This is a genomic window from Thalassotalea sediminis, assembly GCF_030295915.1.
GTDB lineage: Bacteria > Pseudomonadota > Gammaproteobacteria > Enterobacterales > Alteromonadaceae > Thalassotalea_C > Thalassotalea_C sediminis.
Genome location: NZ_AP027361.1, coordinates 2,145,037 through 2,161,313 on the forward strand (window position 1 = coordinate 2,145,037; position 16,277 = coordinate 2,161,313).

Below are 16,277 nucleotides of genomic sequence, written 5' to 3' on the forward strand. Positions count from 1 at the left end.
ATATGACAAAGTTAGATAATACATTGACAATGTTACCCTATAATTCTCCGCCTACGGTACTGTCATTAAAACGATGGGGAGTACTATGTTTAAGTGTATTGCTTTCTGTTGCAATATTGATGGGCGCCAACCTGGTCATAAAACTGCCATTAATTGACAAATTTGCCATCGTTATTTTTACAGTTTTACCAATTTGCACATTGATATGGCTTACACCAGATAGTGCTAAATCGTTGTTTAGAAAAATTAATCGGCATGCAATTGCGCAAATGTTTGGCTACGGACTACTTGTATTTGCCATATCAATTTTATCTTCATATTTAATGTTACAAGTTTTAGATACTGTACCAAATCAAACTGTAAATAAGCTAGCAGAGTTGGCTACAATAGATAAAGCACTCTTTTTTCTGTTTTCAATTCCTCAATTGTTTGGCGAGGAAGTCATTACGATAATTCCACTCATTGCTATATTTTATTTTTTAAATCAACATGTTAAGTGGCCAAGATCTACTTCACTTTTTAGTGCTTGGGTTATTTCAAGTGTCTGGTTTGCACTGATCCATTTGCCAACTTACCAATGGCATTTAGTACAGGTATTGTTTGGCGTAGGCTTTGCGAGGGTTATGCTTACTTTTATTTATTTACGAACTAAAAACTTATGGGTATCAGCCGGTGCACACATTATTAATGACTGGTTGATGTTTTCACTATCGATTCTATTGACCGCAAAATAAGTACCTTCATTTTACGCTTGCGCTAACTTGCAATTAACTTCCCATATAATTTCCTGTTAATTGAGATTAACATATTCGAACACTGTTATACTGTATAATCGCGGACAATTTTTATTACTTCAATCAGCGCGTTATAAGTCAGTTATTTTAGTCGCTAATAATATTACGCAGCAAAAAACCGCTACTTAAAACGTTTCACAATAATTTTACAATATAAATACATTATAAAATTTACCCAATAAATTCATACCTTTAAACAACACAATAATAAAAAATAATATTACAGAACGACATTCAATTGATATTACGATCAAAACACCTACAGTAAAACAGGCTCACGCAATGAGAAATGCAGGAGAAGCTTTGTCTGATAGGGCTGAAGGAGTTATCGATGCTTGGTTGACCCATCGCAAAAGAAATCAATTCTTATATAAGATAATTATTAAGAGAGCAAGCTCCCTTTTTACGAGGACTGCATTGTGAAAATTATCAATACCTTACTTTGCTTGTTGGCAATTGTTCTCTTTCCCATGATCGCGATTGTCCTACTTCCCAATGAACTAAGTATATCAAATAGCACAAATGATATTCTAATAAGTGTTTTTATGGCCATAGGTGCTTGGCTTTACTATCTTTATGATGAATCAATACAAAAACCACAGATATCAAAAACATTAACCAAAGACATCATTTTATGTTTTTTACTTATATTTCTTATAGATAAAATACTCTTCTGGTTTTTCGGGGAACCCTTTACACAAGTAAATAAAATCAATAACAATCAGCATGTTATTATCTTTTTATCGATAGTTATTGTCAGTCCTATTACCGAAGAACTTTGCTTTAGGTGGTTATTATTAAAACAACTATTTACCCATCATTCTTTTATTTCTTCCAGCGTGTTGTCAACTGGACTGTGGACAATTATGCATTATCAAAGTAATGCGACACCATTCTATTATGTAGCGCTGTTTATAAGCGGTATCATATTTTGTGTATTTGTTAAGAAAAAAAATGGCTTAATCACAGTTATGATTGTGCACGCACTGTTAAATCTTCACTATTATCTAACATCACTTATCAACTGGTAAAATAACACATTGTTGGATTAATAATTTCACCTACTAATTAGTTGCTGTATAATCGCGCGCAATTTCTTTACTTCAATCAAGCTCGTTAGGAGTCTGTTATTTTAGTCGCCAATAACATTACGCAGCAATTCGCTGCAAAACCCTTATTCGAAAATATCTCACAAAAGTTTGGCAATGGTAACCGCTATGGTCTTATCGGGGCAAACGGATGTGGTAAATCAACCTTTATGAAAATACTTGGTGGTGATTTAGAGCCAACTAGCGGCAATGTTAGCCTTGATCAAAATGACCGTATAGGTAAATTACGACAAGATCAATTTGGTTTTGAAGAATATTCCGTTGTTGATACTGTCATTTTCGGACATACCGAGTTGTGGCAAGTAAAAGAAGAACGTGATCGTATCTATGCTTTACCTGAAATGAGTGAAGAAGATGGTATGCGCGTTGGTGATCTTGAGTCATTGTATGCTGAAATGGATGGTTATAGCGCTGAAAGTCGCGCCGGTGAATTACTGCTAGGTGTTGGTATTCCTGTTGACCAACACTATGGAAAAATGAGTGAAGTAGCGCCGGGTTGGAAATTACGGGTACTTCTCGCACAAGCACTGTTCTCAGACCCAGATATTCTGTTACTTGATGAACCTACCAATAACTTAGACATTCACACAATCCAATGGTTAGAAGATACGTTAAACGAACGTGATTCAACCATGATCATTATTTCGCATGATCGCCACTTTTTAAACTCAGTTTGTACACACATGGCTGATTTAGATTACGGTGAGTTGCGTGTTTATCCTGGGAATTACGATGAATACATGCTTGCTGCAACGCAAGCTCGTGCACGTTTACTTGCTGATAATGCGAAAAAACAAGCGCAAATCTCTGACTTGAAAGCCTTTGTCGCGCGATTTTCAGCTAATGCATCTAAAGCGAAACAAGCAACATCACGCGCTAAACAGATTGATAAGATTCAATTAGATGAAGTGAAAGCTTCAAGCCGGGTAAACCCATTTATTCGCTTTGAACAAGAAAAGAAACTGTTTCGTAATGTATTAGAAATTGAAAATTTAAACAAAAGTTTTGACGATAACCATGTTTTAAAGAACATTAACTTAATGGCAGAAGTGGGTGAACGCATTGCTGTGATTGGTGAAAATGGTGTTGGTAAAACGACCTTTTTGCGTACGTTAATGAACGAACTTGAACCCGATAGTGGTGAAGTAAAATGGTCAGAAAACCATAACATTGGTTACTACGCACAAGATCATGCACATGAATTTGAACAAGACATGAATTTATTTGATTGGATGAGCCAATGGCGTAAAGAAGGCGATGATGAGCAATCAATTCGTGGTGCATTAGGCCGTATGTTATTTTCAGCTGACGATATTAAAAAGTCAGTCAAAGTATTATCTGGTGGTGAACAAGGTAGAATGCTGTTTGGTAAGTTAATGATGCAAAATCCAAACATTCTCGTCATGGACGAACCAACAAACCATTTAGATATGGAGTCTATTGAATCATTAAATATGGCATTAGAACAATTTGAAGGCTCGCTCATATTTGTTTCTCATGACCGAGAGTTTGTTTCTAGCCTCGCAACGCGTATCATTGAAATTAAAGAAAATGGTATTGTTGATTTTGCGGGTGGATATGACGAATATTTGGCAAGTCAAACAAGCTAACGCGAAACATTAAGTGCCCTTTAAAACATATAGGGGCACTTAATGTGAATAAATTTCTAGTTGTTTTATATATTTATCTGGATCATTATATTGATTAATTAACGCCATGATTTTTTCAACATCAAATTGAGCGGCAAATGACGTTGAAAAAGCCAAATAAGAGTTACTCAAACGTGACTCTTCAGGATGTACAATCACTTTTATTTCATCCTGTAATTTTAATTCTTCGATAAGTGAACTCGCTATCAAGGCATCCATTACTACATAATCAACGCGTTTGTGTTGCAACATCTGCAATCCATCTACAATTCTTACTACTTCAACAAGTTCATTTCTATTGTTAACAAATAAGCGTCCTACGTTTTCACCTAAGTTCATTGATCTCACTTTTACAATTTGACTATCGTGAATATCATGCCAAGAATCAATTTTGCGCGTATCTTGTCTATGCTGTAGAACAACACTACCCGAAAAAATAACAAGTGGCTCAGAAGGATATGCAAAAAAGGCAGCACGTTCATTTGTATAAAGCGCAGGCATAATTGCATCGCTATTACCTGACTTAGCTTGTTGAACTGCCCTTCCCCATGGCATGACTTTAATATCGACCTTTATACCCGTTTGTTCACTAAAGTGTTCAAACATCGTTATAAATTGTCCAGCGATGTTTCCTTGCTTATCAATATAAACCAAAGGACGAATTTCAGGCGCAGCAATTGAAAACTTATGTGGTAGCTTTTGTTTATCTAGTGTTATCAGTTGTTCAGTATTTCCTGAGGTAGGTATAACTAATAAGATAAAAGCAAATACAACTACAAAAATGCTTATTGGAATATTAATCTTTCGATTACCTTTGTACGGACTCATGCGTTCAGTAAACCACAGTATTACAAAAAATCAAGCGTAATTGCACTCTACAAAAGAGATTTTACTTTCGTTAAGTAAGTATTAGACACAGGTGCTTCAATATCGCCTTTTAACTTAAGGATAAGTTTTCTTCCATCTTTTTTACTACCAATGATCGCCTGATGGGCAACCCACCAAGAGCGATGTGTTTGTAATCCAGGGTACTCTTCAAGCATGGCTAATGCATCTTTAAAGCGCATTAACAACAAGTGTTTACCTTTGTCCGTATAAACATTTAAATAATGATCATCCATTTGTAAGCAGAGCAAGTCACCTCTAATTGCTACAGGTAATTTCGCCATAAATTTTTTCACTAAGGGTGACTGGCGATCATTACCACTTTTCTGCTGATTAACAAGTTCAACCTTTTGCTGAACAACTATTGCTTTTTGTTCCTGATATAAATCGTATACGGTCAATATAAACGTAATAATACCGCCAATAAAAAGACCTGCTATAAAGTGTTGCGGTATTGATTGAAAGTATGACATTGATATATCGAAGAATAATATAATAATCAAAGGCACAACAAAGGCCATAACGATGCTAGCTACAAATGTAGCTATGGCCACTCTTAACCAATATTTGTTAAGCTTGTTAGGAAGATATTGAATGAGAAAATTATTACCATAAGTGATGATTGGGCTATAGATAGTAAAACCACAAAAACAAACAACCACCCAGAATAACCAAGCATACGCTAGACTTATTTCATCCATGCCAAAAGGCCTTAAAAACGCCATAAAAAAGCTAAATATCAGTAAAAGTACCGACTCGCTAACCACACTTCTAAAACGAAAAGCTTTTATTAACTTATGATTTTTAATGTTTATTTCACGATTCGTCAAATCGCTTTCTTCCTTTCATGTTTATTTCACGAAGTAATTGTCATGCTAAACGAATGTTTACTCGTTGTTTATTAATTTTCATTTTAACGTCTTTTTAGGCGTAAGTAATCCACAAATAATTAACGTAAAACTTAGGAGAAGAAATGAAAATTAAATTAGCCATTACTACAACATTATTAGCCGTAACAACCAACGTTTTTAGCCATTCATTACAATTAGAAATACAGGATGTTAAAAGTGATCAAGGCAAAATTTTAGCGCAATTGTTTAAAGGAGAAACAAGTTATAAAACTAATGATCCTATTATGGCTCTGCAATCAGTCGCTAAAAAAGGAACGTTGGTACTAACCTTTAACAATTTAGAAAATGGTGAATACGCCATTCGGTACTTTCATGATGAAAACAATGATAACCAACTTGCTACTAACCTATTTGGCATTCCAACTGAAGGCTATGGATACTCAAACAATGCCACGGGCAATTTTGGCCCCGCCAAATACCAAGATATGAAAGTTAATATTATAGATGGTGACGTAGTTACCCAGTCAACAATCATGTATTAAGGAAAAGGTTATGGAAAGACGCCAAGTATTAAAGTCTATAGTCGTAGGCGCAGCTACAACAATGCTACCAGTGACTGAATCTATTGCAGCGTTTATGCCGGATGACACAGATTCACTTGCTGAAAATAAAACGTTATTTGATAACGCATTGATTAACAATCCAAAACTTATCGGTTTTCAAGGCACTCATCAAGAGTTTTCTAAAACACGATTATACATAGAAGGTGATATCCCAAAAGCGCTCAAAGGAAGTTTTTACCGAAATGGGGCTGCATTACATGAACGAGCTCAACAACGTTATCATCATTTATTTGAAGGTGACGGTATGATCCAAGCTTTTCATTTTGAAGACGGGGAAATTTATCATCGTGGCAAATTTGTCAAAACAAAGAAGTTCATCCAAGAGCAGCAAGCTGGAAAATTTTTGTATTCTGGTCCAGATAGTTACATTAAACACTCAAGATCAGTGACTAATGCAGACGACATCAACACAGCAAATACTAATGTAATTCCTGTCAATGGTGAATTATGGGCATTATGGGAAGCAGGCTCTCCTGTAGCAATATCTGCAGATAGTTTAACGACTAATGGTTTTGTGAACCTTGGCGAGAACAGTCAATATGGCGATAAATTAAAAGGCATGGCCTTTTCAGCACACCCAAAAATAGAAGCTAATGGAGATATATGGAATTTTGGTATGTCGCCTACAGGTCATATTGTTCTCTATCAATTAAATGCCAAAGGTAAAACTAAGCATGTTAATCTAATTAACACTGATTATCGTGGTGGCATGCTGCATGATTTCCTTATTACTCATAAACATATATTACTCATTTTACCCTCATTAATAACCGATAAAACGAAAAAAGGATTTTTTAATGCCATTGAATTTAATGACCAATCCCCTATGCAAGTACTCGTTGTCGACAAAGCAACGTTAACATTAACAAAGCGCTTTGACTTACCAGCAGGGTTTGCTTTTCATTACGGAAATGCATGGGAAGAAAGTGATGGTACTATTCATTTTGATGCAAGTTTATATCCAAATACAGATGCACTGCACCACATGAGTGAGTTAATGAAAGGTATCAATTCGGGTTCGTTAACACACGCTAAAACAACACTCTTTACACTAAAACCCAATGGCGTTGTACAACAAGAAGTTATAGGCGAAAATAGTGAATTTCCACGTATTCATAATATGAACGTTGGTTTAAGAAACCATGAACTTTATACGGTTGGTTCGACTAACAATGGACTTTGGAATGATACCGTTTCTAAATACAACATCTCAACAGGAAAAATTCAACAATATCATTACGGCAAGGACTTTTTAGTAGAGGAACATATCGCAGTTAGCCCAACGAATAAAGAAGGTGAAGGCTATATTGTTGGAACCGCTTTACATGTTCCGTCAAAAAGAACCTGCTTAAACATTTTTGATGTGAAAGCATTATCAAATGGTCCTGTATGTAGAGCCTGGTTACCTTACCATATTCCATTAGGGTTTCACGGTAATTTTGTTGCCGCCAGCTAATCTTTAACAGCACAATCGCTACTGAGTAATAAAGTACCGATTAACTTTTATTCCCTAAAGTTTTTAAATTGAGGTACTTTATCTGTGATTTCAAACCATGCTGCTTTATTTGCAACATAAATATGTGCGGTAGGTTTTATCGCCTCAAGTTGATCAAAAGCAGCTAACGCCACTTCAATCGTGTTATCAGCTCTATTGTAGGTAGATTCAAAGATCAGACTTGACCCACAACATTTGCAGAATTTTCTTACAGTATTATTATCAGCAACATAACTTTGTAGATATGGCTTTCCCTGCACAAAAAGCAATTTGTCATTACTGACTTCCGCAAATGTAGAAAAAGCAGCCCCATGAAATTTTCGGCACATAGAGCAGTGACAATGAGCTACCGCTGGTAAAAAGGCTTCAACCTTAAATACTATTTTACCACATAAGCAACTTGCTATATTGGCCACAATTAGCCTACCCGTTGATTGAACATATCACCGGCATTTTCATTAGATAACTCAATAACCGTTACAGATACCTCCATACCATCTACCGTCCACTTCCCTGTAAGTTCATTATATAATACACGAGCAATCAACGTTTTAAGCGAGTCATCATTGTAACTCACTATCATATTGCAAATGTAATTATGGATCGGTTGATAATCGGGTATTGCAACATGAACAGGTTTAATTTCCCTACCCATTAAAGTACGCCGCTTATACCAGTCTTTTTCTATGATTTCGAACTTCCTTGCCATTTTCCTTCCTCATGACTACTTAAAGACATTTTTTAGTGATAATAAAACTTTATTTAGCTTTCATCATCGCGATCAATATCATTATACGCCTTTGGTTTATTGTGTTTCAATATAGGTAAGTCGCCAGCATCTTGTGCAAAGGTAATTTTCTTTACTTTTTTCGGTGCTAACTTCTTCGGCGCTGCTTTTGACTTAATCGGCTTAGCTTTTTTAACTGACGCCTTTTTATCTACTTTAGGCTTTAACCCTTTAAACTTTACGTTAATATGAGGAACTGATGCAAACTCAAAGGATTGTTGCAAAAAGCCTTCAATATTTTTAAAGCTTAACCAGTCTTTAGGGCCAACAAATGAAATTGCGTCACCTTTGTTTCCGGCTCTTCCCGTTCTACCAATACGATGAACAAACTCTTCTGTATGTTTGGGTAAATCAAAGTTAATAACATGAGATACATTCGTTAAGTCTAATCCTCGTGAAGCAAGATCAGTGGTTACCAGTATCTTATGTTGTCCTTTTGCAAAGCTTTCCATGATTTGATTACGTTTGCTTTGCGACAGTTCACCACTCAAAGCAACAGTATTATGGCCTTGTTTCTCTAATTCAATTGCCAACCTTTCAGTATCTGCTCTTGTTGCAGTAAAAATAATCGCTTGTTGAAATGACTCAGAGGTAATGAAGTGTTCCAATAATTCCTGCTTTTGGTCTAAGTTATCAGCTAAATAAAAGCGTTTAACAATATCTTTATGTTCTGTGTGAGCAGCATCAATCGCGACACGTTTTGGATTTTTTAGCAATTTAAGCGCAAATTCATTAACTTGCGCATGATCTAATGTTGCAGAAAACATCAGTGTCTGGCGTTTTCGATGATCAGCTCTATCATTAATAATGTTTAATTCACGAGCAAAGCCAAGATCAAGCATACGATCAGCTTCGTCTAGTATTAACATCTCTAAGCCATTTAAATAAAAATGCCCTTTGGTTAAGTGATCAGTAAGTCTACCTGGTGTTGCAACGACAAAATGGGGATCTTTTTCTAATGTTTTAACCTGATCATTAAAATTTTCCCCGCCCAAAATCAACGCTGCTTTATATGAACTACCACTGGTAAATAAACGTAATTGGGTAAAAACTTGCTTAGCTAACTCGCGAGTTGGCGTTAAAATAACAACTCTTGGATCTTTTTTAGATAACGCCCGCATTTTAGCAACACGATGCATTGCGGGTAATATAAAGGCAAGGGTCTTCCCTGAGCCTGTTTTACTAGACGCTATTAAATCATGTCCCTGCATAGCAAGCGGGATAGATTGATGTTGAATATCAGTTGGTTGTTCAAAGCCTAAATGTTCAATCGTTGACATCAAACGTTTATCAAAACCAAAATCACTAAATTGCAAAATGTTTACCTTATTAACTTTAATACTGGGTTATTATAACTCGTTACAAATTCAGATGCTTTCGCTATTTAACTTTTGTCTTGTTCAGGTACCATAATTTTCATTAAAACGATAAAAAAGGATACACAATGAAAAAAATTACGATCGCTTTGTTTCTTATTTTTGCCATGAAACAAACTTTTGCAAATGACTCTCAAATCGTTCAACCAATTACTAACATGTTTGATGCTATGCGTGAACATGATGGCGATAAGTTACTGGCCCAATTTACTGCTGGTGCAATGCTTGAAAGAGCAACAAAAGAAGACACAATTGAAGTATCAGATTTACAGAAATTTGCCGAGTTTGTAAAACAAACCCCAAAATATTTAGATGAACATCTGTTAAATATCGATGTTCGAACCAGTGATAATCTTGCAAGTGTTTGGACACCTTATGCATTTTATTTGGATGAAAAATTAAGCCACTGTGGCGTAAATAGTTTTCAATTAATAAAAGTAAATAATAAATGGAAAATTCAATACCTTATCGATAACACACACCAAGGAAATTGTGATGAATTTATTGCTAGACATAAAAAAACGAGTGACTAGCACTCGTTTTTAATTAATAAACTACATAACTATTGCGCATTGCTAATAGTTACTTCCTTAATCTTATGGGCTTCAATTTCAGCTTCTGTAAAGCGTAAAGGTCGTAATTGAGGTTCCATAGAGTATAACGCGGTTTGATCGGCGCTGTGCTCCGTTCCATAAGCTCTAGATTGAGAATAGGTAAGTAACCCTCTCGCTTTAGGCCCTTCATCAGTAAAGTTTACAACCGTCATCCAACTACTACCGTAGCCAATATGATAGCCACCAGCATCTGAACTTAATATAGATGTGTTGTCTTGTGTTTCATAGCCATGGTTAGGTAATAACGTACCATTATTTGCTGAGTGACGACGGTTATTAAAGACATTAAAACCACCTTCTATATTATGCGCCCCTGCCCAAGGAAATTTCACCCCAGATGCTTGTCCATTAGGTAAACTGCGCTCTACAAACTGAACTTCGCCTAACGTGGCATCTAAAGCTATTCCCGCTTGCTCAACTTTTTCCACTGCTGTTGCGAAGTGCGATAAAATCGTCGCGTTAGAAGCTAAAGTATTTGGAGTATTAATAGGGTCTTCCGCACTAAATGGCACTGACCATTGTGGGCTTGTCGCAAACTGAAACGCAAACTCTCTAAATAAGTGCGCAGCACTACTATTTAGGTTCATTTTCCCATCCCATGCAGCTAAAGCACCACATCCTGCACTTATATCAGTAGTACCAACAAGTACATCACCTTGTGCTGCGCACGCAGTTAATAAATCGTCTAAAATTGCTTCGCCTAAATAGTTTCGATTACCTAATAAAGCATTCTCAACTTCAGTAGGGTTGAACAAGCCATCACTGCCCGCAGCATCTGCCAACAGTTTATGAGCCATTCTAGAGCGTAGTGACTGTTGATTACCCACTTTTCCGTACAACGGTGAAACGCCTGTAATTGGTGATTCAGCATTGGTCAACCAAAAGCTATCATTTGAGTTTTGGACGTAATCACTACCTTCATATTTTGGTGCCTTTTCATAAGGTACCGCATCGTCATAAACAAATGCAGAAATATGGCCAGGTAAAATTGTAAAACCAGCTAACTGCTTAGCACCAATCAACAGTGGATTTGTTGTTAGTTCATTTATCGCAACATCCGTTAAGTGTGGTACCGTAGAGTCATCAATATAAAAGACGTTACCATCTTTATCAGCTGACATGGTGTTATTAAAAATTACACCATCATGTGCTTTAAAGGCTTGCTTAAATTCTTCCATATTACTTGCAACATTCATTGCTAGCCAATGATCTACAATGTCAAAATTACCTAAATTCGCATCCTTTATTGCATAAGCACCAGTTTCTGACCATTCAAAATTGCCGGGGACAACAATCATAGGTCCTTGCACAGTTGAATAGCTTTTCTTTGCAAGCTGTATGGTTTGTCCTGGTCCAATGGCCACATCAATCACTAGTTCCTGTTCTTCAATTGCTCTTGGTGTTCCATCAATAATTTGGTTATGACCTGGTAAAGATTCATCTAGTGTAAGTTGATAAACAACAAAGTGTTCCGCCGTTGAAAATGTGTGCGTCCAAGCAACATTTTCGTTAAAACCAATATTCACAACCCCTGGCATTCCAGTTAAAGAGCCACCCATTACATTCATGTGATCTGGAATAATACTATGGAATTGCCAAAACCTTAGGTTGCCCGTATGGGGAAAATGAGGATTAGCTAACACCATGCCTTTACCATTTTCTGTTTTATCTTTACCTAAGCCCCAGCCATTGGAACCAAGATCTAGTGGGTTTCGTTCAGGCACTTTAATGTTAGGCGAAAAATTCATCCTAGGTGCAGGAGCACCTGATGCTTTAGGGTAAGGTAAATAACTTTCACCTGGAGGGGCAGCGATAAACATAGGGCCTAAAAAGTTTGCCGCACCAGGTAATAATGCAACCCCTAAAGAATACGTCAGAATATCTAAGTTAGTTAAAGGCTTTAGCCAAGGTTGTCCTGCGCAACTAATGTCAACTTCATCAGCATGTTCACTTAAATATTTGTTATAACCTGCCGCGTAACCCGTTAACAATGCTCGGCTGTTTTCAGACATACCGTTAAATTGTTGTTCGGCTTTTTTCCTGATACCAAGAGTAAGAAAACCAAAGTCGTTGATAAGGTGCTCAGAATCTCCTGAGCCGGGGACTAAATCAGGACCAAAATATTTAGCACGCTCTGAATTATATTTAATAACCTGATCCGCAAGAATACACATATTATCTTTTGCATACGCAAAGCCTACTCCATAAGCTAGACTTTCCAAGTTATCGGCTTTTACATGCGGTACGCCGTAATCTGTCCAACGTATATTAGCAGATAACATACCTTCTGGTGCAAATGCAGGTAAAGGATCGCTGACAACCGGTGTTGTCGGTGTATCAGGCTCTTCCGGTGTTAATTGATTTACACTTTCATATTTATAATCATTGCCACAGGCAGTAACTAAACTGGCTATACTTAAAGCAATAGCAGGCCTTAACGCTTTTTGTATCTTCATTTTCACGTTCTAACTCCCCAAGAGATATAGTGTTTTTATTTTTATCTGATCGTACCAGTATTTAGCACATAAAAATAAATTGGACAACCTAGGAATATCATAGAACAGCTAGATATATTTGCGAATATACGCAATACATCACTCACAGCACAAGAGATACAAGTGCAACACTGGTTAACCTGTTTTTATTAATTTTTTAACCTCTCAAAAAATTAAAGCGCCAAAAAAGCGCTTTAATTTCCCATCATAATTGCGATTAGCTATTAGCTTTTCGTTCTTCAATAACCGCTAATGCCATATCAATTCTAGCGAGAACTTTATCCTGTGGTAAAAGCGCAAGGGTAATGTCTAATGATGGCGAATTACCTGCGCCAGTAGCCGCAACGCGCAGTGGCATGCCCACTTTCCCCATACCAAGCTCTAATGCTTCAGCAGTATCGTTAATGGCTTTATGAATATTGTCTGCTTGCCACTCAGTTAAGCCTGCAAGTTTCTCTTTAACGACTTGTAATGGCTGCTCTGCAACCGGTCGTAAATGTTTCTTCGCAGCTTTAGCATCAAACTCTGTGAAATCTTGGTAGAAATAACGCGATATTTCTGCCATTTCTTTCAACGTTTTAACACGATCTGCCTGTACTTTCACAATATCACTTAATGCCGGGCCGTTATCAGTATCAATATTCTGATCATGCATATGCCATGCGAGATGTTTTGCAACATATTCAGGATCTAAAGACTTAATATAATGTTGATTTACCCAAATGAGTTTCTCAGTATTAAAGGCTGATGGTGCTCTGTTACAGCCGGTTAAATCAAATAACTCAATCATTTCTTCTCGTGAAAAGATTTCTTGGTCACCGTGTGACCAACCCAAGCGAACTAAATAGTTAAGTAATGCTTCAGGTAAATAACCATCATCTCGATATTGCATGACAGAAACGGCGCCATGACGTTTAGATAAACGTTTACCGTCATCACCTAATATCATAGGAATGTGAGCATATTCTGGTAATGGCGCACCTAGCGCTTTAAGTATATTAATTTGACGCGGCGTATTGTTCACATGATCATCACCACGCACTACATGTGTAACGCCCATATCCCAATCATCAACCACAACAGTCAAATTATAAGTTGGTGAACCATCAGAACGAGCAATAATTAGGTCATCAAGCTCTTCATTTGAAATTACAATTTCACCTTTCACTAGATCATTAATAACAACATTGCCATCTAATGGATTTTTAAAACGAATTACATATGGTTTACTATCTGGGTAATCTGTTTTATCACGCCACATACCGTTGTACTTTTCTTTTTCACCTTTAGCACGAGCTTCTTCACGCATTGCTTCAACTTCTTCTGCTGTTGAATAACAACGGTATGCATTACCTGATGCTATCAGCTGTTGAATGACTTCTTTATAACGATCAAAGCGTTCTGTTTGAAAATATGGGCCTTTGGTCCAAGATAAATTGAGCCAATTCATTCCGTCCATAATGGCATCAACAGAAGCTTGTGTAGAACGCTCTAAATCAGTATCTTCAATACGAAGTATAAAATCACCACCATTCTTTTGCGCATACAACCAACTATATAGCGCAGTTCGTGCACCGCCAACATGTAAGTACCCAGTTGGGCTTGGTGCAAATCGAGTTGTTAAGCTCATATAATTCTCACTAAAACTGATAAAGGTTTGACGGTTACAAAACCGTCTTTAGATTTTGACGTTATTTTAACAGGCAATTTCTTTTGATAACACCTTTACAAGCAGTTGCTAGCGAAAAAGACGATATTTCACTCACTCTGCTGAAATATTCTGCACTTGATTCAAATTTATGAAAAAAGTTAAAAAATTTCTCTCGATTGTATTGACAGTAAATTCGAACTACCTATAATACGCCCCCACAGAGACGGACGGTTAGCTCAGTTGGGAGAGCACCGCCCTTACAAGGCGGGGGTCACTGGTTCAAGCCCAGTACCGTCCACCACTTCTGAATAGCAAGTGGACGTTTCTGAAAGATATAATACGGACGATTAGCTCAGTTGGGAGAGCACCGCCCTTACAAGGCGGGGGTCACTGGTTCAAGCCCAGTATCGTCCACCACTTTATTATATTTTGTTCTTAAATGGACGATTAGCTCAGTTGGGAGAGCACCGCCCTTACAAGGCGGGGGTCACTGGTTCAAGCCCAGTATCGTCCACCAATCTTTTGTTTATATAATCAATTGAATACTATGGTGTAAGCACCTTCTACTCTTTACTACCCGCGCCGAGTCATTAGTTCAAGCCCAGTATCGTCCACCAATCTTTTGTTTATATAATCAATTGAATACTATGGTGTAAGCACCTTCTACTCTTTACTACCCGCGCCGAGTCATTAGTTCAAGCCCAGTATCGTCCACCAACCTTTTGTTAATATAATCAATTGAATACTATGGTGTAAGCACCTTCTACTCTTTACCACCCGCGCCGAGTCATTAGTTCAAGCCCAATATCGTCCACCAATCTTTTGTTTATATAATCAATTGAATACTATGGTGTAAGCACCTTCTACTCTTTACCACCCGCGCCGAGTCATTAGTTCAAGCCCAATATCGTCCACCAATCTTTTGTTTATATAATCAATTGAATACTATGGTGTAAGCACCTTCTACTCTTTACCACCCGCGCCGAGTCATTAGTTCAAGCCCAGTATCGTCCACCAATCTTTTGTTTATTTAATTAATTGAATACTACGGTCTAAGCACCTTATACTCTAACTACATAGGCAGAATCACTGGTTCAAGCCTTATATCGTCCACCAATCTCTTGTTGATAAAGTCATAAGATAAATATTTTTTAAGATAAAAGGATTAAGAAAATAACTAAGAACAAATCATTGAACTCGCAACGCCTAGACAAACGCGTATCGCTTGAGCTCGATATTAATAAAAAAAAAGTAAAATACCTGCTAGCGAAGCAGTTAATTACTGTTAATGGTAAAGTGATCAAAGACGCTGATTTAATCGTAAATCGCTTTTCCAAAATAACCATTGAAGAAAACACATTGCCATATGATTGTCCGTGCTATTTAATGTTAAATAAACCAAAAGGCGTTGTATCGGCAACAAAAGATGACAAGCACCGAACAGTTATTGATCTTATAGATCACCCTAAACGTGAAGACTTACATATTGTCGGCCGATTAGATCTTAATAGCTCAGGACTAGTATTGTTAACGAATGATAGTCAATGGTCTGAATCGATCACTAACCCATTATCTAAAGTCGAGAAGCACTACATAGTAACCGTAGAAAAGCCCATAACGTCAGATTATATTAATGCTTTTGCCAACGGCATCTATTTTCAATTTGAAGATATTGTTACATTGCCTGTAACATTGACAATAATATCGTCACATAAAGCACTCGTCATTTTAAATGAAGGTAAGTACCATCAAATAAAAAGAATGTTTGGTCGCTTTAAAAATAAGGTCTTATCAATCCATAGAATAAGCGTAGGCAACATTGCGCTTGATACTCAACTCGGAATTGGTAAATGGAGAATTTTAACCGACGAAGAAATAAACAACGTCAAAAAAAAGGCCTTTTAATAGATAATTTCTAGGATTAAAGATTGACCACCAGAGAATTTAT

Annotated in this window: 14 protein-coding genes and 3 tRNA genes; 10 read left to right on the forward strand and 7 right to left on the reverse strand. The window is 36.9% G+C overall.

Annotated features, from left to right (window positions below; all coding sequences use genetic code 11):
• The first annotated feature begins 2 nt into the window (after nucleotides 1–2).
• The 3 genes from QUE09_RS09860 to QUE09_RS09870 all read left to right on the forward strand — a co-directional run bounded on the left by QUE09_RS09860 (nucleotide 3) and on the right by QUE09_RS09870 (nucleotide 3,513).
• Entirely contained in the window at nucleotides 3–734 is a 732-nt protein-coding gene (locus QUE09_RS09860) for a CPBP family intramembrane glutamic endopeptidase (RefSeq protein WP_286232599.1), read from the forward strand.
• A 479-nt stretch (nucleotides 735–1,213) separates the two neighbouring features.
• Nucleotides 1,214–1,825: a CPBP family intramembrane glutamic endopeptidase gene (locus QUE09_RS09865; protein WP_286232600.1), complete on the forward strand. Its 612-nt coding sequence runs from the start codon at nucleotides 1,214–1,216 to the stop codon at nucleotides 1,823–1,825.
• A 98-nt stretch (nucleotides 1,826–1,923) separates the two neighbouring features.
• Complete coding sequence (locus QUE09_RS09870) at nucleotides 1,924–3,513, forward strand: ABC-F family ATPase (protein WP_286235915.1); 1,590 nt, start codon at nucleotides 1,924–1,926, stop codon at nucleotides 3,511–3,513.
• A gap of 39 nt (nucleotides 3,514–3,552) precedes the next feature.
• Here the strand turns inward: QUE09_RS09870 and QUE09_RS09875 are convergent, their stop codons facing one another.
• Together QUE09_RS09875 and QUE09_RS09880 are read right to left on the reverse strand one after the other, a co-directional pair.
• Entirely contained in the window at nucleotides 3,553–4,380 is an 828-nt protein-coding gene (locus QUE09_RS09875) for a substrate-binding periplasmic protein (protein ID WP_286232601.1), read from the reverse strand.
• A gap of 47 nt (nucleotides 4,381–4,427) precedes the next feature.
• The gene (locus tag QUE09_RS09880) at nucleotides 4,428–5,138 is read right to left on the reverse strand and encodes a LytTR family DNA-binding domain-containing protein (RefSeq protein WP_286232602.1); all 711 of its coding nucleotides are present in this window, start codon (nucleotides 5,136–5,138) and stop codon (nucleotides 4,428–4,430) included.
• A gap of 272 nt (nucleotides 5,139–5,410) precedes the next feature.
• On the opposite strand from QUE09_RS09880, the gene QUE09_RS09885 reads away from it, so the two are divergent.
• Nucleotides 5,411–5,830: a DUF2141 domain-containing protein gene (locus tag QUE09_RS09885; RefSeq protein WP_286232603.1), complete on the forward strand. Its 420-nt coding sequence runs from the start codon at nucleotides 5,411–5,413 to the stop codon at nucleotides 5,828–5,830.
• 10 nt (nucleotides 5,831–5,840) lie between these two features.
• Nucleotides 5,841–7,367 carry a carotenoid oxygenase family protein gene (locus tag QUE09_RS09890; protein WP_286232604.1) on the forward strand — a complete coding sequence of 509 codons (1,527 nt, stop codon included), beginning with the start codon at nucleotides 5,841–5,843 and terminating at the stop codon, nucleotides 7,365–7,367.
• Nucleotides 7,368–7,414: 47 nt separating this feature from the next.
• On the opposite strand, the gene QUE09_RS09895 is transcribed toward QUE09_RS09890, so the two are convergent.
• From QUE09_RS09895 to QUE09_RS09905, 3 genes are read right to left on the reverse strand one after another with little or no spacing between them, the layout of a single operon-like run.
• Nucleotides 7,415–7,822: a GFA family protein gene (locus QUE09_RS09895; RefSeq protein ID WP_286232605.1), complete on the reverse strand. Its 408-nt coding sequence runs from the start codon at nucleotides 7,820–7,822 to the stop codon at nucleotides 7,415–7,417.
• A gap of 2 nt (nucleotides 7,823–7,824) precedes the next feature.
• On the reverse strand, nucleotides 7,825–8,115 hold the full coding sequence (locus tag QUE09_RS09900) for a hypothetical protein (protein WP_286232606.1): 291 nt from the start codon (nucleotides 8,113–8,115) through the stop codon (nucleotides 7,825–7,827).
• Nucleotides 8,116–8,168: 53 nt separating this feature from the next.
• Entirely contained in the window at nucleotides 8,169–9,509 is a 1,341-nt protein-coding gene (locus tag QUE09_RS09905) for a DEAD/DEAH box helicase (RefSeq protein WP_286232607.1), read from the reverse strand.
• Nucleotides 9,510–9,637: 128 nt separating this feature from the next.
• On the opposite strand from QUE09_RS09905, the gene QUE09_RS09910 reads away from it, so the two are divergent.
• Entirely contained in the window at nucleotides 9,638–10,102 is a 465-nt protein-coding gene (locus QUE09_RS09910) for a hypothetical protein (RefSeq protein WP_286232608.1), read from the forward strand.
• 29 nt (nucleotides 10,103–10,131) lie between these two features.
• Here the strand turns inward: QUE09_RS09910 and QUE09_RS09915 are convergent, their stop codons facing one another.
• Nucleotides 10,132–12,639, reverse strand: a complete 2,508-nt coding sequence (locus QUE09_RS09915) for an acylase (RefSeq protein ID WP_286235916.1) — start codon at nucleotides 12,637–12,639, stop codon at nucleotides 10,132–10,134.
• 256 nt (nucleotides 12,640–12,895) lie between these two features.
• Nucleotides 12,896–14,308: a glutamate--tRNA ligase gene (gene gltX, locus QUE09_RS09920; RefSeq protein ID WP_286232609.1), complete on the reverse strand. Its 1,413-nt coding sequence runs from the start codon at nucleotides 14,306–14,308 to the stop codon at nucleotides 12,896–12,898.
• Nucleotides 14,309–14,554: 246 nt separating this feature from the next.
• Between gltX and QUE09_RS09925 the strand changes: the two genes are divergently transcribed.
• The 4 genes from QUE09_RS09925 to QUE09_RS09940 all read left to right on the forward strand — a co-directional run bounded on the left by QUE09_RS09925 (nucleotide 14,555) and on the right by QUE09_RS09940 (nucleotide 16,234).
• Nucleotides 14,555–14,630 (forward strand) — tRNA-Val (locus QUE09_RS09925).
• Nucleotides 14,631–14,670: 40 nt separating this feature from the next.
• Nucleotides 14,671–14,746 (forward strand) — tRNA-Val (locus tag QUE09_RS09930).
• Nucleotides 14,747–14,770: 24 nt separating this feature from the next.
• Nucleotides 14,771–14,846, forward strand: a tRNA-Val gene (locus tag QUE09_RS09935).
• Between the two features lie 674 nt (nucleotides 14,847–15,520).
• Entirely contained in the window at nucleotides 15,521–16,234 is a 714-nt protein-coding gene (locus QUE09_RS09940) for a 16S rRNA pseudouridine(516) synthase (protein ID WP_286232610.1), read from the forward strand.
• Nucleotides 16,235–16,277: the final 43 nt, after the last annotated feature.